A 22,987-nucleotide genomic window follows, 5' to 3' on the forward strand; every position below is an offset into this window, starting at 1 on the left:
ATCTAATACAAAGAAATATTTTATCATGCTATTAATCAATATACTTATCTAACAACGAAAAATCTTTTTATTCGCTTCTACTATTGTCTTTATTATAAAAACCAGCCCCCTGTTACTAATAAATTAAAATTGAAGAGTTCGCATTCTAATTCGCTTATAGTAGAATTGAATTTCGAGGACGACCTCGATTCATATTCTTATCAGCTAAATCGAATGCAACAATGACAGTATTGTAAGCACTGATATAGCTTGAAAATAAACATATGAACACTTTCGGGGACGGCCCCATCTGATTTAGACAGATAGGAGCCACCATGTTCAATCCCGTTTATACCTTGTTAATATTTACCCTCTTTTTCAATATATTTACCTCCGTTCAAGCCGTTGAGAAACAATCAAACCATTATGGTGTGCATGGTATGACGTTGTTTGGTGGGAAAGATGGTTTATTTGCCTCACATTTACCTATGTACCATCAACCCCACAATGTACAAATGGTCATGCAGTTTCACTTTGCCAATGAGAAAGTTGAAAACTCAGTTAGGCAACAACTTCAACAACAATCATCGAGCCCACAACAGCTTTGGACTATCGTCCCTCAGCCATTTGATTTAATGACCTTACACCCTAAAATGTCAGATGAATTACCGCAATTACACATTGAGGTAGTTAAAGGACATTTTGAACGAGGTGGTAGCACTCAGTTCAAAGCACAAAAAATTATCATTGAAAAAGTGATATTATTTTCCACCTTAAACATCGAAAAAGAACAGCCCAAATCAGCCTCGGCGCAATATCAGAAAATTGCAGTATCACCCAACAGTCCCAATCAATTTTTGATTAAACGACTAGGCAACCGACCTGAAGCTGATCATTTATTAAGAGTGCTTAACTACGATTTATCCAAAGTGACACAGTTATCAGTGCCAATTAAATCAAGATTAACCGAATCAATTCACCCTTCAACGACAGCAATAACTGAAGCATTAGGAAAACAAAACCATCATCATGAGTTATCCGCAGCAAGTGTCATTGAAATTTATCTAGAAACCAGAGAATTACAATAATGGCGGTATTATCACTGGCAGTGATCCAGCATCACACTGCCGAAGGTCCTGGACGAATACAAGATTGGTGTGATCACCATGGACATCAATTGTCATGCTTCATGGCGCCTGCCGATGTTCTACCTAAGCTCACTGATTTTGATGGTCTCATTATTCTTGGCGGCCCAACCGATGTCGTAGAAAATCCCCCTTGGATGCAAGCTGAACTTAGTTTAATAACCGATGCTATCAAGATTGATATGCCTATATTAGCCATTTGCTTAGGCGCACAATTATTAGCAACCACATTGGGTGCAAGGATTTACCCATCAGAGAAACCTGAGCTAGGTTGGCTTGAGATTGAACTGACGAAAGAGGCTGTAACGACTGGTAAATTAGTAGTACCACAATGGCACTTTTATGGATTTGATTTTAGTCAGGCAGAACAAGAAAAACGGATGATAAACCCCGTCAGCATTGAGGCAAGATCAGCGCTATGTGAACAACAAGTATTTCGTCATCAGCGCCAACTTGGAGTGCAGTTTCATCCCGAGTGGGATGAAACGCAAATACTCAGGTTAATTGAGCATTTTAAACATGAATGCCCTTTCATAAAACATGAACAACAAATACTTCCTCAACAAGCACTACGACAATGGCTTAGCCGTGAGCTCTCTATATTGTTCGCTTAACTCACCAGCAAAGCACTATTGAGTGCTTTGCTGTCTAAGCTGATACTGGGTTTTAGCTAATTGGTTATATTGCTCTAATAGGCTTAATGCTGAACCATTATTGCCCAGCGAAATGAGGTCAATTTTCAATACACCCTGTTGATCATACTGGCTTGCAAAAGTGCCCATAGCAATCATATCAATTTGCCAGTCAGTCAATTTACCCACCACATAATTACCAAACTGGAATGCTTCATATTCATTCAGCAAGGTCAAAAAATCACTAAACCCTAGCCCTTTAAGTTGTTTCTGCGCTGAAAATGCAGCCCAATAGCCATTAGCAAGCTGGCTATCTTGCTTTGCTGCAAGCTGGAATTGAAAAGAATGACGGGTTTCATGGACTAATAATGCCAAAGCAGCATAACGGTCTTCAGTCGCTAATTTTTGAGGATTTAAATAGACTATGCCACTATCTGGTTGGGTTATATCGAAATCAAAATAGACCATTTTATTTGGGTAGCTATGATTATCAATCAACAGTTTAGGCGCGATAAAGCTTGGTAACTGCTGCTTAAACGTCTCGATTTCTAGTGTGAATACTTTTCTTAGCCAGGGAATTTGTTGTTCAAAGGATAAAGTAAACCACCGCTTAATCGCATCCGATAACGCTTTGTCATCAGCAATTTTTAGCAGTAATTCATCGGCATGATGAATGGTCATGTCATAAGCTGGCGCTAGAAAATTCTGACTTTCTGGCTGCAGTGCGAATGCTGTTGGTGCTTGCTGTTGAAATTCATTATTAGCATAAAAGCTATTGGCACTCACCACTGTAGACACCAAACAAAGACCAATACAGCAAGTAAGTGATTTAATGATTTTGATCATGCTCTATTATTACCTTAAGAATTTAACATCCCAGTTTATTGAACCATGTTAACAGCCGCAGCAGTAATCTGAGCAGGCTTAGCTGCACCATAACGAATGGTCACTTGTTGCATTGTATTTGGCTAGCGGAGACACAATGAGTAAGAGATTTTAAAAAGAACAAAAAAGAGGATTATTAATCCTCTTTTTTATCTATAGCCTAATGCTAGATACTAGTGCTAAATACTAAGTCTAAACACTAGCTCAATTAGTTAATTAGCCTTCGGCGCTAAAGCCTCTGAATTTTTACTACCATTTGCTGTTACTGGAGGCATATTACTTTGCTTAATTGCGCTGCGAGTTGTATCAGTTAAGAAGTTTTCACCACTCACTAAGTCATTTAACGTGCCAGATTTTGAGTCTACCAACCCAAGCTCTTGCAGCATTGAGTCTACCAGTGGTGCATTGGCACGATAATTAAGCGCTGCCGAGGTAATTTGCTCCGCCATACCTGACGTTCCTGTTGCTACGCTAGCATCGTTACCAGGCCCAGCACCATGGTAGCCTTGAAGAATCTTAATACCATCTATATTTTCTAAAGGTTTAACGGCATTAGCCACGATTTCAGGCAGTACTTTTAATATCGCGAGGGCTTTTTGCAGCTCAATTTGCTCATCTTTCAAGGTGTTTTCAGCTTCATACAAAGCTTGTTTACCCGCGGCTTCTACAGCAAACACTTTTTCATCTGCTTCTGCTCGCAGTTTCTTTGAATCTGAATCTGCCCTTGCATCAGTTAATATCGCAATGGCTCTATCTTCAGCAGCTTGTTTCTCTGCCGCAGCTTGAACTGTCACCCCGACAGCTTCTCGCTCAGCTTCTTTCTTAGCGTCAATCACTTCAATTTCTTTACGACGGTTTGCTTCAGCAACCTGTCTTGCAGTAATAACCGCTTCTTCTTTTTCCACTTTGTCTTTTTCAGCACCTGCAGCTTTGGCTCTTGCTGCCGACTCTTCTTCTGACTTCACTGCGACTGCAATTTGTTTTTCTTGTTCAGACACTTCAATGTCGCGTTGTTGTTGAATTTGTGCCTGAGCAAGCGTCCTTTTCTTATCAATCTGACGAGTTTCAATGTCTTTTGATTTCTCAATTTCAGCGGCTTCAATGGCTTGTTCTTTTGCAATTTCAGCTTCACGCTCTTCACGCTCATTACTCTCACGGGTTTTGGCAATTTCAGCTTTTTGATCCGCACGTTTAAAAGCAATTATTTGCTCTTGGTTTAGGCGTGCTTCCTCTTCTTCTTTTTTTATTTCTAGAGATTGGCGCTCAGCTTCTAAGTTTCTGCGCTGGATTTTTACGCGGTTTTCTTGTTCAATATCATTGGTTTCTTTACGTTTTTCTTCAATAATTTTAGCCAGTCTTGCGCGGCCTTCAGCATCAAAGGCATTATTTTCATTAAAGAATTGCAGGTCAGTTTGGTCAAATCCTGTTAGTGATACTGACTCCAGTTCTAAACCATTTTTCTCTAGATCATTAGCAACACTTTGTTGTACTTTTTGCACAAAATCAGTTCGTTGTTCATGCATTTCGGTCATGGTCATTTCAGCAGCAACGGCGCGTAGTACATCAACGAATTTGGACTCCATTAGCTTCTTAAGCTCTTCCACACGCATGGTTCTTGTACCCAGCGTTTGCGCTGCCATAGAAATGCCTTCTTGGCTTGGGGCCACACGCAAATAAAAATCTGCTTTAACGTCCACTCGCATTCTGTCTTTGGTGATCAACGCATCTTTTTGGGTTTTCTCGACTTCAATACGTAAGGTATTCATATTGACTGGAATGGTTTCATGCAACACAGGTAGGCAAATAGTACCGCCGTCTTTTACGACTTTTTCGCCACCAAAACCGGTACGTACAAAGGCAATTTCTTTTGAGGCGCGAATGTATAATTTAGCGAAGATTAATCCGATGGTGATAAAAGCAAGGACTGCTATACCGGCCATGATTAAGATAAACATGGTATTTGAACTTGAAGATATTTCTAGGGCGTCCATTTCTATTCCTTTAATAATTACAAATGATGGTTCTATCCGTGATTTAATTTTTGAAGCTTATTGATATTTCAGTGTTGAAACTTATTGCTTAAAACGGCTCAAGCCTAGCGACTAGCCAAATACTGCCAGACTTACGTAGCAATACGACCTGTTCATTTTGACTAAAGCTTTCTTCTGCGAATTCTGGCGCCACCATCACATAATGTTTCTGAGAATGTTGATCTACCAGTACCGCTTCTGCAGGACTATTTAGTTTGGCGGTGCCGACTGTAATTTTGGCTGACAGACCACTAAAACTGTCTGTAGATACCGCTAGTGACTCATTTTTAGGGAGAATTCTTGCCAAAGGTCGCCCAAGTATTGAGGTACTAAAAAGACTCGCGATCAGCACTATAGGCGTACTGATTATTGGGGAGGTTAAGTGGCCAGCATAAACGTAGCTCAAGAAATTTAAACTGTAGCCTAGGAGCGTAAAGCTGGTTAACAACAGCACTAACCAAATAAGTAATGGCAACTTATTAAGGCAAAGCCAACCCAGTAACGGCGTTAACCCTGTTTGAGCAACATCAATGCCTGCATCAAAATCTAAATCGATTGGGGATATGTGATCTAACAGGCTGGAAATACTGAAACCAATGACTAAGCCAACTCCCTCTAAAACAGCTAGGATCAGCACTAAAGTCAATGCTATCGCATAGGGTGTATTGGCATTGATTAATAAAAATTCGAGCATAACTGTATTCCTTTACAGCAAACACCAAGCATCTAAATAGCGAATAGATGGTGTTAAATGAGGGTTTAAAGTCGTTTTGCATTAAAACGCTATTAACTCTCCAAAATTCAAGATTAACAACAATATCAGAACAAAAGTATCAGAACAAAAGTATTTGTAAACAGTCACCTAATTGATTTATCACTCAAGTGAATCTGCAAGTGCTAGCTAAAGCGGTCAAATTGCCCTTTGCAGAGAATTTGACGCCTATTAACAACAGCGCTAGCTTTCTTCACACAAGGCTTTACCCGCAGCGTAGCAGCTTGGCTGGCGTGGACACACGGCGCCGCGAGAGCAAATCACCCGAGCATCATTGTCTATGCCGCGCTCAATCCAATTGATATTCAGAATTTTAGCCACACTGGTTAAATCAGCTTTGATGTGTTTTGGAATGGCCACCAAACCGCCATTATCAACACAGGCTTTCTTTAAATCGGCGGTAATGGATTTTGCATCCTTGCCTTGGGCTTCAATGGCAGGGTTGAGATCAATGCCCGCACATAGCACATGTGGATTGCCTGCAGAATCATCAACTTTGATTGATTCGCAACAGTAAATTCGCGGCTCGTTACCGACATTTAAAATCGAGATCTGCGCCGAGGTGCCATCAGTGCTAGGTTCATTAATTTTTCTAAACACTGCCCAGTGATGACATGGATCTTCAACAATGCGCATATTGCCCCACGGCAGTGGAATACCATTGCCACGATAAACCGCTTTTAGCTTTCCTGGCGCATAGGCATCAAAGTAATGCCAGTGTGGATAAGGTGACACTACCGTCATGCGGCGCATTGCCACTGATGCTGACACTTGCAGTTGTTTATGTACCGCAATTTCATAGCCATGACGGTCGAGTAATTGTCTAAATGGCACCTTGGGACATAATAAAGCGCCAGCAAAAAAGCTCGATTCAAAATCACGCCATGCATGCAAAATATCTTGAGCATTAAGGGTATTTGATTGCATTGAGCTGTCATCATCAATTTCTACCCGACGCCCTGAGGTCATCACACTTTTAAGGCCATCTTTATTGTGTAAAACACAATGGCCAATATGCACCGCCAAGTCATATTTTAATCGCGGTACATTGGCTTTCAGGGCTTTATTAATATAAATCGTCGCTGGCGGCTCAAAAAATGAGGTGGTTAATCGGGCTGAACTTGCGCCAGTTTCATCGATCACTTCTGTGGGGATTTCATCAATCCACTTGATTTTAAGCCCCATACTTTTAGCGATATTAAGCATTTCTTCAGCCGCTAGAGGCAGTTGTTTTTTACCAATATCTTCAGCGGCTCGTTCTAAATCTGGGAAGTGATTTTGATGATGCTCTTGATGGGCGCGAATAAGTAACTGGGCAAATTGCCTGCCTGATGTACCTGTTTGCGATAACATTTCTGGAATGGCAATTTGCAATATATCATTTGAAAACAAGAAACTAGGCTCAAGCGGCATGCCGCTAACACCGCCATGACGGCCTTTTTCAGGGGTGATTGACTGCTCTTCTGGCATGTCATCTAAAAACCATTCCACATCTTTTTGAAACACGGTTGCGATCACGGCCAGCATTCCTGCACTGGGGACACGTTTACCGCGCTCTATCATCGAAAGGTACGACACTGACGGCGCCGAGCTGGAATCCACTCGAATACATCGAGCGGATAAATCTTCCATGGTCAGGTGATTGCGTTTACGTAAATTACGAATCTTAGTGCCAAGGAAATGTGACTTTCTCATCAAGCTTTGATCATTGCGCATTTTGTAAAATTCACAGTGTAAAATTTTTATTGTGAAATTGTAGTGAAAAATACACTAGACTACAAATTAAGCAATCGGGAAACAGTGTTTGTTTTAACAAAACCCGTTTAAGCCAGTAAATGTTAAACCAGTACGCAGGGCATTAATTGCTGAAAACAACCAGCAAGTGCCGACATCAATCGAAGAGGATAAGGTTATGAATATGACTACTATGAACAACAACACAGCCGCTCACAACCTTAACAGCTTCATTGAAGAACAAATTGTGGCCACCAGCACTAATGCAGATAAAATCACCAACGCGAAAATATTTTTAGATAATAACTTTCCATTGGCTAGCGGTTCACATGCCGAAGTAAGTAGCTACGTGATTTACTACACTCATCTGCTTGCATTTATGGAAGATGGTAGCCAATGTGGATTGCAAAATCCTTGTCAATTTGTGGCGTTAACTGGCCATAAAAGCGACCCAACCTCTATCGTATTAAAGAATAACGATACCCATGTTGAAGTGAGCTTTGACCGAAATGGTGAACTGGGTGCTAACGACCCTGCGCATATTGAAGATATTCAAGTGGCACTGCCAATCAAGAATTTGCCAACACCTTATAAGCAATGGGTAAGCATGCTGCATTCACGTTGTTTACCAACTGAAGGTAACTGCAAAGTATTTACCGCCAAAGATGGCAGTGATTACGCCATGCATCAGCGTTAATGATTACTCTATATCGCTTAAGATGGCAAAAATAGCCCATTAAAAAAGTCCAAACTGTATTCATACAGCTTGGACTTTTTTGTTTCTGGCATTTGCACTAAAACTAAACTCAAACTTTAAGCCAGATTCAAGCCACACCGAGTTTAGAGCTATGCCAGAGTTAAGTAAGCCCTAAAACTCTTGGTTCATCTTTGCTAAGCAGCTTTGTAAAATTTGCTGATGTTCAGGGTCGATGTTGCGGCTCAAGTCAGCCACTAAATCTAAATGCAATTGATTATGCTGGCGATGAATCACTTGCCCAGCTTCCGTTAACACCACCACTATCGAGCGTCTATCATCGGGGTGGGCGCAGCGTTCAATTAGCTGGGCTTGGACTAATTTATCCACCTGAACAGTTAAGGTGCCAGTGGTTATCGCCAGCTTTTGCGCCAACTCCTTCATGCGTAAAGGACCATGATTGCCCAACACTTCAATGGTATGGGTTTGCGCCAGTGAATAGCCGGTTTCTTTTACCACCGATTGCTCCCAAGAAGCCATCTTGTCGTAAAATTCAGTTAGTAAGTGATTTAGGTTTTGTAGATTTTTCATTATTTAACAGGATGAACCTCAAGGGTGAGATGATTAATTTTATCAAAATTCGCCAATAATTGTTTGTATTCAGCAATGCTTTTATCAACATGAGACTCAAGAATGATAGCCGCCGAGTAATGATCGCCACTGATTTTCCATATATGCATATCTTTGATGCTGGCAAAGGGCTGTAATGCTTGTGTTATCGCCTGACGATAATGCTGATCAATATTTTCATCCAGTAACACTGGGCTAGTTTGCTTTAATAGCCCTAAGGTCCACTTACAAATCACCACAGCGCCCACCATACCCATTACCGCATCAAGCCAGTTCCAGCCATAAAACTTACCAAAAATAAGCGCCACAATAGCCAGTACTGAGGTCAATGCATCGGCTAACACATGTAAATATGCCGCCCTTAAGTTGTGATCGTGATGCGGCTTATGTTGGTGATCATGCTGATGTTCTGCTTGCGCGGTTTCATCGCGGGAATGGTTATGTGAGTGCTGATGTGAATGATGATGTGAGTGGCTATCGGAATGAGCATGCCCGTGGGAATGATCATGGCCATGATGATGATCGCCAAGCAAGAACATGCTGACAACATTTACCGCCAAACCAATAAAGGCCACCATAATCGCTTCATTAAATTGAATATTTTGCGGGTTAAACAGACGGTGAATCGACTCTGCCATCATCAATAACGCCACTACCCCAAGCACTATCGCACTGGTGTAACCACCTAATACACTGACCTTGCCAGTACCAAAGGAAAATTTATCACTGCCAGCATGTTTTCTAGCATAGCGATAAGTAAATAAGGTGATATAAAACGCCGCAGCATGTGTGCCCATGTGCCAACCATCGGCTAGTAATGCCATTGAACCGTACATCGTACCGGCGACAATTTCTACCACCATAGCGGTAACGGTTAAGATCAACACATACAAGGTGCGCTTCTCACCTGTATTGTGCAACGAACTAAATTGATGATGATGTTGATTTAAAAATTTCAAAAGCCACCTTTGTTTGCCTATTGTTTGATAGTCAAACTATATTTAGCAATAGTATTTTGACTGCCAAACTAAGTCAATTAATTACTACGCCAATTGCTTACTAGGTCAAATTAGTGAAAAAATGGATAAGCTAGCACTGTAGATTATCCATTTTTATATCAGCCGACGTCAGTGCTGATACTAGGGCCTAAAAAAACGTGATTCTTGCGATACTTGATTCAATTGAGCTGAAGTCACCATGCCTTTTGGGGTAACTTCAGTAATAACAAACTCGAGATGATCAAATGACTTTGAAGCATTGTTTGCTTCATCCATAGACGCTGAACTCTGGCTAACGATTGTATTTGGATTGATGATAACGGTGCGCCTCACCGTTAGTGGATACTCTAACTGCTCGGCAGCCTTAATCATCACTAAAGTGTCATTAGGGATCTCAAATTGTGATTGTGAATCATCAGTAGCGATAACACTTATCCTGTAAACAGCAGCTTGTTGGGTTTTATTCCTAATTTTTAATAGATAGCTATTCTCTGTCACCGTGTCACTGATTTCACGGTACAGACTTTGGCGATCGCGAATCACATTAAGTTGAATATCGCTGCGCTGATATATATCCATCACAATCAGTAACAACATAATGATTAACGCACTGGCGTACCCCACTGCTTTAACTGACCATATAGAAGGCTTAGCTTCACCTTTCAAAGCGTTTTCGCTAGTGAAACTAATGAGATTTTGTTGATAACCAAACTTATCCATCGTTTGATTACACGCATCGACACAAGCACCGCAGTTAATACACTCATATTGCAAACCATTACGGATATCGATGCCTGTTGGGCAAACATCAACACAAAGATGGCAATCAACGCAATCACCTAGAGCCGATTCCATAGACTTCTCAGCATTGTTAATGACAACTGCTTGTTCGCTTTTGTTGATACGTTTGCGCGGGCCACGAGTTTCCCCACGCATCGCATCGTAGCTTACTGTTTTAGTATTAGAGTCAAACATCACCGCTTGAAAGCGTGAATATGGGCAGCAGTGTAAGCACATCATTTCGCGCATCCAGCCTGCATTAATATAGGTACATATGGCGAAGAACCACACCCACACTCCGGTCCAAAAACCACTGCTTAAGGTAAATATATCGATATAAAGTGCTCTTGCAGGCATAAAGTAGCCCATGAAACCACAACCTGTTACCAATGCCGTTAACATCCACAGACTGTGCTTGGTGAATCTTTTACGTATTTTAGCAATAGATAAAGGCGCTTTATCTAAAGCTGACCTATGATGGTGATTGCCTTCAACTTTAGCCTCTAGCCACATAAACATCGCCGTCCATGCGGTTTGCGGACATAGAAACCCACACCACACTCGTCCCCAATAAACGGTAATGAAAAATAAGCCAAAGGCCGCGGCCATGAATACCCATGCCAGAACGGTAAAATCTTGTGGCCATAAGGTGACATCAAAAAAGAAGAATTGCTGCTTAGTCACATCAAACAGTATTGCCTGACGCCCTTGATAATTAATGAATGGCAGTAAAAAGAACACCATGATCAGCAGGCTATTGCTACTTTTACGAATACGTTGAAATAGTCCTTTTTGCTCACGAACATGTATTTTATCTAAGTGGCTTTTATTACCATAAATATTAACGATTGGGATTGATTGACTTGCCGTAGTGACAGCACGAGATACAGGCTCAGACATATGCTTATTCCTAAATTCAAAATACTCTTAGGAATAGCAAGACATACGCCAACACTGAATATGATTAAACCACTGATTAATATAGTTAAAAACCCGTCACCACATGAAGAAAGTCACGATATATCGCCTATTGATGATATATCGTGACTTATTACAGTTTTACTATGGTCGATTTAAGGCAAACGATGATCACTATTTCATTCATCTAGCACCTTACCTAGCACCCTACCTAGTAATAGACAGTTTCTTCATTCGAGATCGAAGCGTGCTAGGTGGTAAGCCTAATAGGTTGGCGGCGCCATTAACTCCAGATATTCGCCATTGGGTTTGGGCTAACACATCACCAATATGCGCCGCCTCCGCCTGTGATAATGTCATCACCTGCTTTGCTTGCGAAGTTAATCCGCTATTCGCTGTTACCTTACTCGTGTTTAGCGGGTTGAGGTTGAGACTATTAAAATTCAAGGTGTTGTTTTGTGTGAGAATAATCTCACGTTCAATTAAGTTCTGCAATTCCCTGACATTACCCGGCCAAGTATAGTGCTGTAACTTTTTGAATCCTTTAGCACTCACCTTAGTGATTTTCTTACCCAGCTTTTGGCTTAATGAGCCCACCAAATCGCTCACCAATTCAGCTAAATCTTCACTGCGATCACGCAGTGGCGGTACTAAAATAGGAAATACATTCAAGCGGTAATAGAGATCCATTCGAAACAAACCTTGCTCCACTCTAGCTTGCAGATCATGATGAGTTGCTGCGATTAGCCGAATATTGACCTTAATGGATTCACTGCTGCCCACACGCTCAAAGGTTTGCTCTTGAATCACACGTAATAATTTTGATTGAGCCTCAAGGCTGAGCTCTGCTATTTCATCAAGAAATAAGGTGCCGTTATGTGCCAGCTCAAAACGGCCTTTGCGGCGACTTGTAGCGCCAGTAAAAGCGCCTTTTTCATGACCAAATAGTTCACTTTCCAAAATCGATGCCGAAAATGCGGCACAATTAACGCTGACCATAGGCTGGTCTTTACGATGACTTAATTGATGTAGACTACGGGCCACCAGCTCTTTACCTGTGCCATTTTCACCACAAATAAGCACCGTACTGTCAGTATTGGCCACCAAACTAATCTGTTGTGTCAGGTGCTTAATGGCCTGACTACTTCCTGATAAACCTGTAGCCCCCTGCTTACCTTGAAGTTCAGTAAGTAAATACTGATTCTCAGATGCTAATCGCTCTGAAAGCGCCTGCACTTGTGCCAGAGCCTCTCGTAATGAATTTTCGGTATGCTTTTGAATACTGACATCACGAAATATCGCGATAACCCCAATCAATACACCATGGTCGTATACCGGAGTCGAGCTGTAATACACCGGAAAACAGCTGCCGTCTTTTCGCCAAAACACATCTTCACTGACTTGTCTTGCCACCCCATCGTGCAAAGTACGATATATCGGGCAATCTTCTCGAGGATAATGGCGACCATCAGCATGACTATGGTGATGACAATCATGAATATTATTACCAATCAGTTCTTCACTTTTCCAGCCAGTCATTTTCTCGGCGGCAGGATTGATAAAAACGGCATTACCATCAAGGTCAAAGCCATACACACCCTCAGTTATAGCCGAAAGTAATAAGGTGTTTTCTGGTAAAAAGTGACTGCTTTTTATATCAGGACTCACATTCTGGCCAATACTCGAGCTGGTACTGGAGCTAATACTGGAGTTAATACTCGAGCTGGTACTGGAGCTAGGGCTAACACTAGCATGAGCACTGACATTAACGGAGTGGGGTTTATTCATAATAAGCGCGATACCAACAATATCGTAAAGAGTGGTTGTAATTATAACCAAGTCACGACATTTCGCGACCCCTACTTATCATTCACGATGATGAGTTATAACAGTGGATGAATAACAAAGAATTTATCAGCCAATTGCTCATTCATGTCGATTTATCGTTATTCAATACTGGATATATCGCGCGGTGAAATGAGTTTACATGCGCAAACTTCTCATGTTCACCATTAATTGTCTGAGTTTTATCGTCCATAAGCACTGATCTTGCTACAATAAGTCATCAGTATTGTGAGTTACTTTCAATGACAGCAGCTATTTCAGCACGATTCAAACTAGGGTTATTCATCGCCATAGGCATAATCTGCTTAACGCCTTTTATCTCTTCTCCTATCGCTTTGCTCATGGGGTTTACACTTGCCAGCCTTGGCATGGTGCCAAATAACATTGATTTAAATAAGCTCACCAAACAATTGCTGGCCTATTCAATCGTCGGCCTAGGCTTTGGGATTAACTTACCTGAAGCGATTGCGGCCAGTAGCAATAACCTAGGGTTAATCGTTGGCTCTATCTTTTTCACACTGATTCTGGGTTATGGCTTAACGCGATTATTGAAACTAGAACAAAAGACCGGTCACTTGATCAGTTGTGGCACCGCAATCTGCGGAGGTAGCGCTATTGCGGCAGTCGCGCCTGCGATTAATGCTAAAAACGATCAAATTGCGGTATCACTGGCATGTATTTTTTTACTCAACTCTGCGGCATTATTTTTATTTCCCACCATTGGCCATGCGTTATCACTTAGCCAATATGATTTTGGTGTGTGGAGTGCGATTGCCATTCACGATACTTCATCTGTGGTTGGCGCCGCCTCTGCTTATGGTGATGAAGCCCTTAAAACCGCCACTACCATTAAACTGGCTAGAGCGCTTTGGATCATTCCTATCGCGTTATTGAGTGCAATAATTTTTGACGGTGATAAATCAAAAATATCTATCCCGTATTTTATTGGCTTTTATTGCTTAGCCATTCTTATTGCTTACTTTATTCCACAAGGCCAGCCCGTTTATAACGTGCTGTTTAGCGTATCCAAGCAGTTGCTTATTGTGTGTTTGTTTTTAATTGGCGCTGGTATCACGGTCAGTAAAATGCGCGCTAATGGGCCAAAACCGTTAATGTTGGGGATCATATTATGGCTGGCGATTGGCAGTACATCACTTGGGTATATTTTATTGACGGGAGATTAACTTGAGTAGCTGTTGCGGCAATGTCTGCGCGAAATGCTGTTAAAGGTCTTGTTGGTTATTCTGCTGCTTAATAACCTCTGACTGTTCTTGCTGAATATCAGGTTTAGCTAACGCCAGTGCAATCAGGCCACTAAATGCTAGTAGCTCAATCACAGCGCGGGTTAAACCCGTTGTTTGCACCGAGGCAACAATGGCAATAATGCACAGGCAAACTATCGCGCAGGCTTTAATGATTTTTGAATTTAGCAGCCGAAACATAATAATGAGATAACAACCTTTCTGAATATGAAAGGTTATTATCGGAACTGTCAGTGTAAGCCGCCAATATCTATTTTTACTATGTTATACAATTAACGCGACGATTTATTCGTATGATGCTTGTTAACGCTACTGGCCATTAACCAATGACTGGCAATTGAAAACACACAATAAGCACTAAAATAATAAAAGCCTATTTCAAAGTGGGCAGTGGTTGTCAATAGTTCGCCCATACCGGCAGAAGCATTGCCCGCCATATAAACTATGATTAGCGCCACCACAAATACATCTGCCATTGACCACTTTCCAATCGCACCAATGAATCTCATTAATCCATATTGCAACGGCTTAAATATTGGCAGATTGACCATCAACATAGTCAGTAACTTAATCGCCGGAAAAACGATACTGAATAAACCCACTAATGCTGCAACTAAAATATTATTGGATTGATATAACTCATTGACGGTATCAACAATACTGCGGGTTTTATAAAAAACCTCTACCTCTCCTTCAATATTATCAAACCCGAGCATACTCACCGCCATATCCAGCATACTGCGGGCATTACTGCGGTTATCTTCAGATAAGCTTTCGGTAAACATGGTCACGCCGGCTTCAACTAACTCCGACTTTTCGATGGAGCCTTGGATGGTCAAAATGGGTTGAGTCACCCCGGGAATTAATAGCGCCAGCGACAGGATTATCACAACAATGCTCAGTAGCGACTTCATCTACAACTCCATGGTATTGAGATTGGTATTGGCTAATAAAAAGGGCTTGGGTCCACAGCTAATGACCGTGGCGATACACCGCGGTCAATATTGAGGTTACATTTGCGTAAATCAACTAAGGTAACTTCGGTATAGCGCTGATGCTTTTGTGAATAAAAGCATTTTACCACTGGATGTAACGCATCTCTGCCTGCTGACTCCCATACAATGCCCACACGTTCATCAGACAGTTGCACTAATGAGCCCACAGGGTAAATGCCCACACAGCGGATAAATTCGTACACCAATGTTTGATCAAGATGGAACGGGGTCAAACTCATTAAAATTTTAAATGCAGCAGCTGGGCTCATGGCTTCTTTGTAGCAGCGGGTCGCGGTAAGTGCATCATAAATATCCACAATACAACTCATACGCCCATGTTGCGGGATCTCGTCGCCTTTAAGGCCTTTGGGGTAACCTTTGCCATCAAGCTTTTCATGGTGCATCAAACACACATCTTTACTCACCTGAGATATCTCTTGGGTATCACTCATGATGTCGATGGCATACACCTGATGCATCTTGATAAGTTCAAACTCTTCTGCCGTTAATTTACCTGGCTTGTTGAGTATTTTGTTATCCACTTGCACCTTGCCAATATCATGCAAGATCCCACCCACAGCAAGCTCTTTAAGCAGTGATGCATCAAGACCTAGGTGCTTACCAAAGGTCACTAGCAAAAATGCCACGTTAACTGAATGCTCAAGCAAATAAGCGTCTTTGGTTCTTAATGCTGACACACACCTAAGTGCATCGGCATCATCCATCACCGACTCGAGCATTTTGTCGGCCACATCTTCAAATGGTGCCACCTCGACAGCCTTGCCTTGGTAGGTTTCAGACAATACTTTACGCACTAATGTTTTTGCTTCAGTGAGGATTTTTTTAGCTTGAGTTTGTTTATATTCTCGGGTGTTGGTTATCTTTTTTACCAGTGGGGAATTGGGCTTTTTCTTTAAACCGCAGCCATCAGCTGAACGCTCAACATCAACCCATACGGTTTTAATACCGGCTTTGGCAAGCTTTACCATGGCGTCTTTATGCTTGATCTGCCCAGCATTACTAATCGCCACTTTGCTATCATTGCGATCAATCGCCACCACAAACATCCCCAGACTTAAGCGCTCTACCGGAATACGGATAATGTCTTGGGACTCAGGTAATACCGTCATTGATGGGGAACTCTCCTAAAAACCTTAATATCATGTAAATAATTGCTAACATGTTGAGTTTTATGTGCCCGACATGTAATTATTAAAAATGCATTTTATCCTTTTTAAGCAAAATTAACTAAAATAAATATAGCAAAGTGTAAGCTCATGTAAAAATAACGCAGCCAATGATAAGTAAGTTTAAAAACAGCCTAGTAACTGATGATATAAGCCATTATGATCACAGCATCGATGCCTGAAGATTGACAGTTTTTGAACCCTTAACTAACTTAAGGCATAATTCATATAAATCCTTTTACGCTTTTTCATTTCAATTATTTGAGATATTGACTCTGGAGTCTGCATTGGCTGGTCATATTTTTTTTGAGCACTTTAACGAGTTAATCAAAAAGTTACACGCTATGAAGTTGGCTCACGTCAAAGAGCCGATTGTGCAGGTCTCAGTAGAAGCTAAATCCTTGCCGTTATTATCTTGGTTAGGGGCGCAAACTCAATATCCACGCATATATTGGCATGCCCGTGACAAACAAGAAGAAGTGGCCGCTGTAGGCGCCTGCAAAGACTTCAAGCAAGAACAAGAAATTAATGACGAGCTACTGGCATCGATTTACCAATCCCAGCGTGGAAAAAGCAGTAATCAAGATATTCGCTACTACGGCGGCGTCGCCTTTGACCGCACCGTAGAATGCTGGCCTGAATTTGGCCGCACTCGCTTTGTACTGCCTCGCATAGAACTGCGCCGTCATGACAACATCATCAAAATTTTAGTAAATTTAAATTTTGAAGATAATAGTCAAGATGATGAGTGTAATGCGGCCATTGCAGCCATCAATCAGCTCAAACCAGCCAAACCATTGTCACCACCTAATAAACTGCCTTTAATGGGCCGCAGTGACTTGCCAAATTACCCACGCTGGAAAGAATTGGTTGAGCAAGTGACTAACCCTAAATTTAATGCCACCACCCCTAAAGTGGTGCTATCGCGCCAAACTCAGTTAGAAATTAATGATGTGGTCGATCCTTGGATGGTATTAGCCTGCTGGCAAGGGCGCAACCCCAACAGCTTTCAATTTGGGTTTCAATTTAGCCCTGAGCGCACCTTTATCTCATGCTCGCCTGAGCGTTTATACTTACGCCGCCAAAAAGAGTTATTTACCGAAGCCCTTGCCGGAACGACTGTGCGTGGTTTAAACCAAGAAGAAGATGATTTTCTTGCCAATCAGCTACTAGAAGACAGTAAAAACAGCAATGAAAACCAACTGGTTAGGCAGCAAATTGTTGATGTACTCACGCCATTAAGCCATTACGTTGGTGCGGATGAGTCTGCCAAAATTTTTAAATTAACTCATATTCAGCACTTACATCGCTCTATTCGCGCTGAATTAAAAGCCGGTGTTAATGACTTTCAATTACTTCAAGGTTTACACCCAACCCCTGCCGTGGGCGGCTTACCGCGAGAATCAGCATTAAACTTTATCCGTCAACGTGAAGGCTATAATCGCGGCTGGTATGCGGGCGCATGTGGTTATTTAAATAAGTACGAGAGTGAGTTTTCTGTGGCCATTCGCTGCGCCTTAATTGAACCAGGGCGAATTAATCTGTTTGCTGGCGCGGGGATTGTTGCCGGTTCAGATCCACTGGCTGAATGGCATGAATTAGAAAATAAACTCACCACTATTTTGTCCATTTTAGTTGAGTTATAAGCTTTAACATTACCAAAATAGACAAAACCCCAGTGCGTCACTGGAATTTTTACTATTAAGGTAATCATTTCAACACTTTGTTTTCGCTATAAAAATAACGCTAAAACATGAATGATTAAAATTTATAGCCCACTGATATCATAGCGGCAGGATCTGTTTTAGTATCGCCATGATCTCCAAAAGAGCCACCTTCATCTTCACGGCGTAGACCTGCGCTAACACCGAATTGCCAACCACTTTGAGCAAAGCCACTGGGATAATACTCATAGTTGATGACTGCGAAACCATCTTCACTGGTTAGCGCTTCGCTTCCTAAACTTAATCCAAATGAGTGTGACTGACTCTCATCAACAAAATACTGATAGCCCAAAGCACCACCGACTAATCCTAATGCCGCCGAGAAAACATGACTGTCATGTTGAAAATGATACCGAGCCCCTAAAACGCCACCATATTGGTATCCAGCCCCCACAGTAAAACTCGAGGGCGAAGCAACGTCTTCCGCCTGGACTGTACTACTAGTGAGTAATGCAAAGCTGCTAGTGAGTAATACAAATAAAATTTTTACCATTCAAAGTTCCCTTTATAATTAATAAGCACTTCATGTACTTACGCTGGATAGTATCTCTGTTTGTCACTAAAAATCAATGTCAAATTAACGCTTCGCTAATTTAGCTGAAACGCAAACCGATAGCCGTACAACAAAAGTGCTTTTTCGCTTTTATGAATAATCATAAAATACCGCGTTACGAGCATCAATATTGGCCATTAAATTGATTATTGATAGAACTAACCAGAGTATTATTATCAAAATCGGTCGAAAAATGTCGCGCGATGGTTGCATCTTATTTTTTGCTCACTATAATGCGTCCTCCTTGGCGAAAATGACACCACTCAATAAACTCTTTGAGCAAGTGAAAGTCAGCTAAAATATTATAATCAGCAACGCCAAGTACATGCATATACGGGTTCCCTCACCCCGTCTAACCCAATAAAAAAGGCCATAACATGTTAATGCTCTCTCAGGCGCAATGTCGCCGTGCACTGATGTTTCTTGTCAGTTTTCATATCATCATTATTTGCGCAAGCAACTATTTGGTACAACTCCCGTTTCAGATTTTTGGTTACCACACCACTTGGGGTGCGTTTAGCTTTCCCTTTGTCTATTTAGCCACAGATTTAACCGTCAGAATATTTGGCCAACAAGCGGCTCGCAGTATTATTTTCAAAGCCATGTTACCTGCATTGGTGATCTCCTATGTCATGGGGGTGATTTTCCATCAAGGGGTTTTCCAAGGCGCTGATTCATTAGCACAGTGGAATCAATTTGTGTTCCGTATCGCACTTGCCAGCTTTGTGGCTTACTTAGTCGGACAGTTAATGGATATCACTGTATTTGCTAAATTGCGTAAAGCTAAAGCCTGGTGGGTAGCCCCTGCCGCATCGACTCTATTTGGTAACTTGGTTGATACTGTCGTGTTTTTCAGTATTGCATTTTACGCCTCTTCAGACCCATTTATGGCAAATCACTGGCCTGAAATAGCCACTGTCGATTACGCCTTTAAACTTATGGTTAGCTTAGGGTTATTTTTACCTGCATATGGGGTATTACTGAAAGTGCTCACCGATAGGTTGATTTTATCTGATACAACCCGCACCTCGACTGCGCTCTAATGTTACTAAATCACCGCGAGTCACTGCTGACAAAGCACACTTTCTAGTGAGTTTTTAAGCTATGCCGCATTATTAACTGGTACGATGAGTTAATATGCGGCCATATTTTTGCTGTTGTCAGCTCAATATCAGCCGTTCTGATATTGAGGCGGCATGGCCCAACCAAAAGTAAACCTTACATGCTAACTATCCAAATTGAAGCTCATACTGAGCTAAGTGCTGAGGTGGCTATTCATATTGCCGCTATCAGTGCCCGCATTAACGAACTCGATCGCGCTCAAACTGTCGAATCATTACATAGCAAATTAGACAATCAAGCTTGTTTGATTTTATTAGCTTATGTTGAAGGTGAACTTGCTGGGTTTAAAATAGGATATCAGCTCGATAATCAGCGTTTTTACAGCTGGCTTGGCGGAGTTGATGCTGATTTCAGGCAACTTGGTTTAGCAAAATCTATGCTCGAGTACCAAGAAAAGTGGGCGACAGAGCAAGGTTATCAACGCCTTGAAGTTAAAACTCGCAACCAATTTAACGCCATGCTGACGATGTTGGTTACTAACCAATACCACATTACGCAGGTTGAATCAGCCACTGACTCGGCAGATAACAAGTTGTTTTTGCATAAAGAATTAGCTTAACAACCAAGATAGACAGTGTCGATTTGAACGATAAAAGTTAGTCGACTGCCCCAAAGAGCTTGCAGAGCATTTGTAAAGGGTTTGTAAAGTTGAAAATAATTTCACCAACAAGTTGCAAATCTAAATGATAATGATTACTATTTATCTGCGTTCCAAAACTCAGTTCTTATTAATAGCTTCATCTCCTATTAATACCCTCTGAGTCTGCAAGCACGACATTGCTCATACACTCTTAGTGGCCAGGCTCATCACCTGGCTTTTTTTTATCTGCGATTGACTCAATTACACTATTAATCCCAAACCAAGAAACTAACGCAGACTATCTAGTCGTCACTGCTTATAACAATCCATATTCAATGTCATATGCAACTAACGCTATAAGCAGCTAATACGATAAACAGCTAAGCGTCAGTATCTACGCGGCTATTATCTTCAAAATGCAGTCCATCATAGGGATTATTTTCCTGTTCTTCTTTCGCCTTATGATAAAGCCCGATAGTAAATACCGTACCTTTACCTAAGGTCGACTTCACCTCAATGGTGCCACCAATGCGCTTAATAATGCCGTAACTGAGCGATAAGCCTAAGCCTGTACCGTCTTTACGGGTAGTGTAAAAAGGGTCGAAGATACGGCTTAAGCGCTCAGGTTTAATCCCCATGCCTTCGTCTTCCACTTCAATTTTTACCCCGACAACCTCGTCATTTTCAAGCCAATCATTGGCTCTGACCCAAATTCGGCCTTTATTTTCAATGGCGTGGGCAGCGTTAACCACTAGGTTAATGAGCACTTGTAAGATTTGCGGCTGATTCACTTGTACCGTGCATTGGGTATTAATATCTTTGATGAGTTCGACTTCTTGCTTTTCAATCGAGTGCCTAACCAGTACTAACATTTCTTCGATCATCGGTTGCACTGGGTGCATTTCAAGCGGCGCATTAAACTCACCGGGGCGACTGTACTGCAACAAGCTGCGAATAATGGTGCTTATTCTACCTACCTGCTGAATAACCAGTTCAATTTCTTCTTCAACAGCAACAGCCTTACTGCCAAGCTCATACTTCATTAGTTCCATATTGCCTAAAATTACCGCGGTAGGATTATTAATTTCATGGGCAATACCGGCTGTAAGCTCCCCTAAGGCGGTTAACTTTTCATTGGTGACCAGTTGATGTCTTGTTTCATTTAGCAAGGCCACGTTACGTTGCAGCTCTTCGGTTTTATCTTGCAAGCTACGGGTACGTTGCTCCACTTTCACTTCAAGCTGCTCTGCCGCTAGCTGAATTTGGTTATTACGCCGCTGCAGTAAGTCCAGCATGTGGTCAAATTGCTCAGCCAAATTAGATAGCTCATTATCATGCTCTAATCCCAGCTCGCCGATACGTAAGTCTCGGCCTGACTGCACCGCTTTTACCACATGATGAATGCGCTCAATGGGCTCAAGTAAGCTATTAGCCCCTCGATAAACCAAGAAACCAGACACCAACAACACCAGCATTAAAATGGTGCCAAGCTCGAGGATATTGAGAATATAGGTGTGTATAAAAGGCGACTCAGAAAAACCTGAATAAATCATCCCAATACGTTTACCACGAATATCTTTTAGCGGTGAATAACCAGAAATAAACCAGTCATTTAATACAAAGGCACGGTCAACCCACGACTCCCCTTCAACCAAGACTCTCTGGCGCACATCTTCTGACACTAAGGTGCCTAATGCCCTCGATTGGCTCGCTGTTTCATGGGTCGAAAATAGATCCATAGGCACATTGGTACTAATGCGGGCATTATCAAGAAAAATAGTCACAGTACCAATTGAGCGCTCAGGCAAGGTGCCCTCGTCGTACACCAAGTCTCGAATATGATCGACTATAACCGTGTTGCGATTAAATAAAATCCCACCATCGAGATACCAATTCACTTGGCCATTTTCATTTAATATGGGCAATAAACTCCGGCTTAACATGCCACGTGTTTCTTCACTTTTGGTGGGCTCTTGCGCCCTTAAAGTAGCCGATATAGGAATGCGGGCGATACTGGCTAAATCGGGGTCGAGACGAGCCAAACGCTTGGCTGATAACACCATCAAACCAGACAAGGGTTGTTGCTGTTGGATTTTGGGTAACATTATCCGCAAATCGGGATCGGCCGCGGCTTGCTCAACTTTGATTAGCCTTAATATATCAAGTTGTAAAAACTGCTTTTGTTGTTCCAGGTATTGATTAATTTTGTCTATCTGGGATGAGTCGCCCTGCTTGATTTGCTGGAAGGCATTCTGAAAGTCCCATGATTGACTCACATTGAGCAATTGAATTTCTTGTTGTCGCTGAACCTCTTCAAGGGTATTGGTGGCCACAGTCAAATCAGCCTTAACCTTCATAAACAACTGTTTACCGGTATAACTGATATTCCAGTAAATGGTAATGAACACTAGGCTTATCAGGGTCAGTAAGATGGGCAGCAATGTCAGGATTAAAATCCGATAACGCACTTTGGCCTGCATTTGCTGCCAGCTGACTCCAAATATTTGACTAAATACCGACAC

General features: G+C 41.8%; 21 protein-coding genes. 7 read left to right on the top strand and 14 right to left on the bottom strand.

The annotated features are described in order from the left end of the window. Positions 1-314 precede the first annotated feature (314 nt). The gene (locus BCU91_RS00005) at positions 315-1,067 is read left to right on the top strand and encodes a hypothetical protein (RefSeq protein WP_102530633.1); all 753 of its coding nucleotides are present in this window, start codon (positions 315-317) and stop codon (positions 1,065-1,067) included. Further along, on the top strand, positions 1,067-1,738 hold the full coding sequence (locus BCU91_RS00010) for a type 1 glutamine amidotransferase (RefSeq protein ID WP_102530634.1): 672 nt from the start codon (positions 1,067-1,069) through the stop codon (positions 1,736-1,738). Before BCU91_RS00005 ends, BCU91_RS00010 begins: the two co-directional genes overlap by 1 nt. 15 nt (positions 1,739-1,753) lie before the next feature. Here the strand turns inward: BCU91_RS00010 and BCU91_RS00015 are convergent, their stop codons facing one another. From BCU91_RS00015 to BCU91_RS00030, 4 genes are all read right to left on the bottom strand, one after another. Continuing rightward, positions 1,754-2,602, bottom strand: a complete 849-nt coding sequence (locus BCU91_RS00015; RefSeq protein ID WP_102530635.1) for a hypothetical protein — start codon at positions 2,600-2,602, stop codon at positions 1,754-1,756. A gap of 251 nt (positions 2,603-2,853) precedes the next feature. After that, the gene (locus tag BCU91_RS00020; protein ID WP_102520418.1) at positions 2,854-4,632 is read right to left on the bottom strand and encodes a flotillin family protein; all 1,779 of its coding nucleotides are present in this window, start codon (positions 4,630-4,632) and stop codon (positions 2,854-2,856) included. 88 nt (positions 4,633-4,720) lie between these two features. Further along, positions 4,721-5,365 (bottom strand): YqiJ family protein, encoded by a 645-nt coding sequence (locus BCU91_RS00025; protein WP_102530636.1) that lies wholly within the window; start codon positions 5,363-5,365, stop codon positions 4,721-4,723. A gap of 261 nt (positions 5,366-5,626) precedes the next feature. Continuing rightward, on the bottom strand, positions 5,627-7,159 hold the full coding sequence (locus BCU91_RS00030) for a DUF3612 domain-containing protein (RefSeq protein ID WP_102475979.1): 1,533 nt from the start codon (positions 7,157-7,159) through the stop codon (positions 5,627-5,629). 196 nt (positions 7,160-7,355) lie between these two features. On the opposite strand from BCU91_RS00030, the gene BCU91_RS00035 reads away from it, so the two are divergent. Beyond that, the gene (locus tag BCU91_RS00035; protein WP_102530637.1) at positions 7,356-7,874 is read left to right on the top strand and encodes a malate synthase; all 519 of its coding nucleotides are present in this window, start codon (positions 7,356-7,358) and stop codon (positions 7,872-7,874) included. Positions 7,875-8,045: 171 nt separating this feature from the next. Here the strand turns inward: BCU91_RS00035 and BCU91_RS00040 are convergent, their stop codons facing one another. From BCU91_RS00040 to BCU91_RS20660, 5 genes are all read right to left on the bottom strand, one after another. Further along, on the bottom strand, positions 8,046-8,462 hold the full coding sequence (locus BCU91_RS00040; RefSeq protein ID WP_102530638.1) for a MarR family transcriptional regulator: 417 nt from the start codon (positions 8,460-8,462) through the stop codon (positions 8,046-8,048). Beyond that, positions 8,462-9,460: a CDF family Co(II)/Ni(II) efflux transporter DmeF gene (gene dmeF, locus BCU91_RS00045; RefSeq protein WP_102439354.1), complete on the bottom strand. Its 999-nt coding sequence runs from the start codon at positions 9,458-9,460 to the stop codon at positions 8,462-8,464. Before dmeF ends, BCU91_RS00040 begins: the two co-directional genes overlap by 1 nt. Positions 9,461-9,640: 180 nt before the next feature. Continuing rightward, positions 9,641-11,179 carry a cytochrome c oxidase accessory protein CcoG gene (gene ccoG, locus BCU91_RS00050; protein ID WP_102530639.1) on the bottom strand — a complete coding sequence of 513 codons (1,539 nt, stop codon included), beginning with the start codon at positions 11,177-11,179 and terminating at the stop codon, positions 9,641-9,643. Between the two features lie 225 nt (positions 11,180-11,404). Then, the gene (locus BCU91_RS00055) at positions 11,405-12,985 is read right to left on the bottom strand and encodes a sigma 54-interacting transcriptional regulator (RefSeq protein WP_102439352.1); all 1,581 of its coding nucleotides are present in this window, start codon (positions 12,983-12,985) and stop codon (positions 11,405-11,407) included. A gap of 277 nt (positions 12,986-13,262) precedes the next feature. Then, complete coding sequence (locus BCU91_RS20660) at positions 13,263-13,385, bottom strand: hypothetical protein (RefSeq protein WP_277869096.1); 123 nt, start codon at positions 13,383-13,385, stop codon at positions 13,263-13,265. On the opposite strand from BCU91_RS20660, the gene BCU91_RS00060 reads away from it, so the two are divergent. Next, positions 13,342-14,226, top strand: a complete 885-nt coding sequence (locus BCU91_RS00060) for a putative sulfate exporter family transporter (RefSeq protein WP_241904006.1) — start codon at positions 13,342-13,344, stop codon at positions 14,224-14,226. The two genes, BCU91_RS20660 and BCU91_RS00060, sit on opposite strands and share 44 nt — an antisense overlap. A 39-nt stretch (positions 14,227-14,265) precedes the next feature. On the opposite strand, the gene BCU91_RS00065 is transcribed toward BCU91_RS00060, so the two are convergent. From BCU91_RS00065 to BCU91_RS00075, 3 genes are all read right to left on the bottom strand, one after another. Next, a complete protein-coding gene (locus BCU91_RS00065) occupies positions 14,266-14,484 on the bottom strand; it encodes a hypothetical protein (RefSeq protein WP_102439350.1) in 219 nt (72 codons plus the stop codon). Positions 14,485-14,576: 92 nt separating this feature from the next. Next, on the bottom strand, positions 14,577-15,218 hold the full coding sequence (locus tag BCU91_RS00070; RefSeq protein WP_102530641.1) for a paraquat-inducible protein A: 642 nt from the start codon (positions 15,216-15,218) through the stop codon (positions 14,577-14,579). A gap of 32 nt (positions 15,219-15,250) precedes the next feature. Beyond that, a complete protein-coding gene (locus BCU91_RS00075) occupies positions 15,251-16,429 on the bottom strand; it encodes an HD-GYP domain-containing protein (protein ID WP_102530642.1) in 1,179 nt (392 codons plus the stop codon). 401 nt (positions 16,430-16,830) lie between these two features. Here BCU91_RS00075 and BCU91_RS00080 point away from each other — a divergent pair, with 401 nt between their 5' ends. After that, positions 16,831-18,132 carry an isochorismate synthase gene (locus BCU91_RS00080; protein ID WP_102530655.1) on the top strand — a complete coding sequence of 434 codons (1,302 nt, stop codon included), beginning with the start codon at positions 16,831-16,833 and terminating at the stop codon, positions 18,130-18,132. A 115-nt stretch (positions 18,133-18,247) separates the two neighbouring features. Here BCU91_RS00080 and BCU91_RS00085 read toward each other — a convergent pair whose 3' ends face one another. Further along, a complete protein-coding gene (locus BCU91_RS00085) occupies positions 18,248-18,703 on the bottom strand; it encodes a hypothetical protein (RefSeq protein ID WP_102439347.1) in 456 nt (151 codons plus the stop codon). Positions 18,704-19,140: 437 nt separating this feature from the next. On the opposite strand from BCU91_RS00085, the gene BCU91_RS00090 reads away from it, so the two are divergent. Beyond that, complete coding sequence (locus BCU91_RS00090; RefSeq protein ID WP_102530643.1) at positions 19,141-19,806, top strand: 7-cyano-7-deazaguanine/7-aminomethyl-7-deazaguanine transporter; 666 nt, start codon at positions 19,141-19,143, stop codon at positions 19,804-19,806. A gap of 179 nt (positions 19,807-19,985) precedes the next feature. Beyond that, positions 19,986-20,444: a GNAT family N-acetyltransferase gene (locus BCU91_RS00095; RefSeq protein ID WP_102475984.1), complete on the top strand. Its 459-nt coding sequence runs from the start codon at positions 19,986-19,988 to the stop codon at positions 20,442-20,444. Between the two features lie 401 nt (positions 20,445-20,845). Here BCU91_RS00095 and BCU91_RS00100 read toward each other — a convergent pair whose 3' ends face one another. Beyond that, on the bottom strand, positions 20,846-22,987 hold the full coding sequence (locus BCU91_RS00100; RefSeq protein ID WP_102475985.1) for a cache domain-containing protein: 2,142 nt from the start codon (positions 22,985-22,987) through the stop codon (positions 20,846-20,848).

Source organism: Shewanella sp. 10N.286.52.B9 (assembly GCF_002873635.1).
In the GTDB taxonomy this organism is placed as follows: domain Bacteria; phylum Pseudomonadota; class Gammaproteobacteria; order Enterobacterales; family Shewanellaceae; genus Shewanella.

Bases quoted from the DNA above. Each gene is read 5' to 3' on its own strand.
- BCU91_RS00005 (WP_102530633.1), top strand. From the start codon at position 315: ATGTTCAATCCCGTTTATACCTTGTTAATATTTACCCTCTTTTTCAAT.
- ccoG (WP_102530639.1), bottom strand. From the start codon at position 11,179: ATGTCTGAGCCTGTATCTCGTGCTGTCACTACGGCAAGTCAATCAATC.
- BCU91_RS00070 (WP_102530641.1), bottom strand. From the start codon at position 15,218: ATGAAGTCGCTACTGAGCATTGTTGTGATAATCCTGTCGCTGGCGCTA.
- BCU91_RS00015 (WP_102530635.1), bottom strand. From the start codon at position 2,602: ATGATCAAAATCATTAAATCACTTACTTGCTGTATTGGTCTTTGTTTG.
- BCU91_RS20660 (WP_277869096.1), bottom strand. From the start codon at position 13,385: ATGAGCAAAGCGATAGGAGAAGAGATAAAAGGCGTTAAGCAGATTATG.
- BCU91_RS00075 (WP_102530642.1), bottom strand. From the start codon at position 16,429: ATGACGGTATTACCTGAGTCCCAAGACATTATCCGTATTCCGGTAGAG.
- BCU91_RS00055 (WP_102439352.1), bottom strand. From the start codon at position 12,985: ATGAATAAACCCCACTCCGTTAATGTCAGTGCTCATGCTAGTGTTAGC.
- BCU91_RS00065 (WP_102439350.1), bottom strand. From the start codon at position 14,484: ATGTTTCGGCTGCTAAATTCAAAAATCATTAAAGCCTGCGCGATAGTT.
- BCU91_RS00020 (WP_102520418.1), bottom strand. From the start codon at position 4,632: ATGGACGCCCTAGAAATATCTTCAAGTTCAAATACCATGTTTATCTTA.
- BCU91_RS00090 (WP_102530643.1), top strand. From the start codon at position 19,141: ATGTTAATGCTCTCTCAGGCGCAATGTCGCCGTGCACTGATGTTTCTT.
- BCU91_RS00040 (WP_102530638.1), bottom strand. From the start codon at position 8,462: ATGAAAAATCTACAAAACCTAAATCACTTACTAACTGAATTTTACGAC.
- BCU91_RS00085 (WP_102439347.1), bottom strand. From the start codon at position 18,703: ATGGTAAAAATTTTATTTGTATTACTCACTAGCAGCTTTGCATTACTC.
- BCU91_RS00030 (WP_102475979.1), bottom strand. From the start codon at position 7,159: ATGCGCAATGATCAAAGCTTGATGAGAAAGTCACATTTCCTTGGCACT.
- BCU91_RS00035 (WP_102530637.1), top strand. From the start codon at position 7,356: ATGAATATGACTACTATGAACAACAACACAGCCGCTCACAACCTTAAC.
- BCU91_RS00080 (WP_102530655.1), top strand. From the start codon at position 16,831: ATGAAGTTGGCTCACGTCAAAGAGCCGATTGTGCAGGTCTCAGTAGAA.
- BCU91_RS00010 (WP_102530634.1), top strand. From the start codon at position 1,067: ATGGCGGTATTATCACTGGCAGTGATCCAGCATCACACTGCCGAAGGT.
- BCU91_RS00095 (WP_102475984.1), top strand. From the start codon at position 19,986: ATGCTAACTATCCAAATTGAAGCTCATACTGAGCTAAGTGCTGAGGTG.
- BCU91_RS00025 (WP_102530636.1), bottom strand. From the start codon at position 5,365: ATGCTCGAATTTTTATTAATCAATGCCAATACACCCTATGCGATAGCA.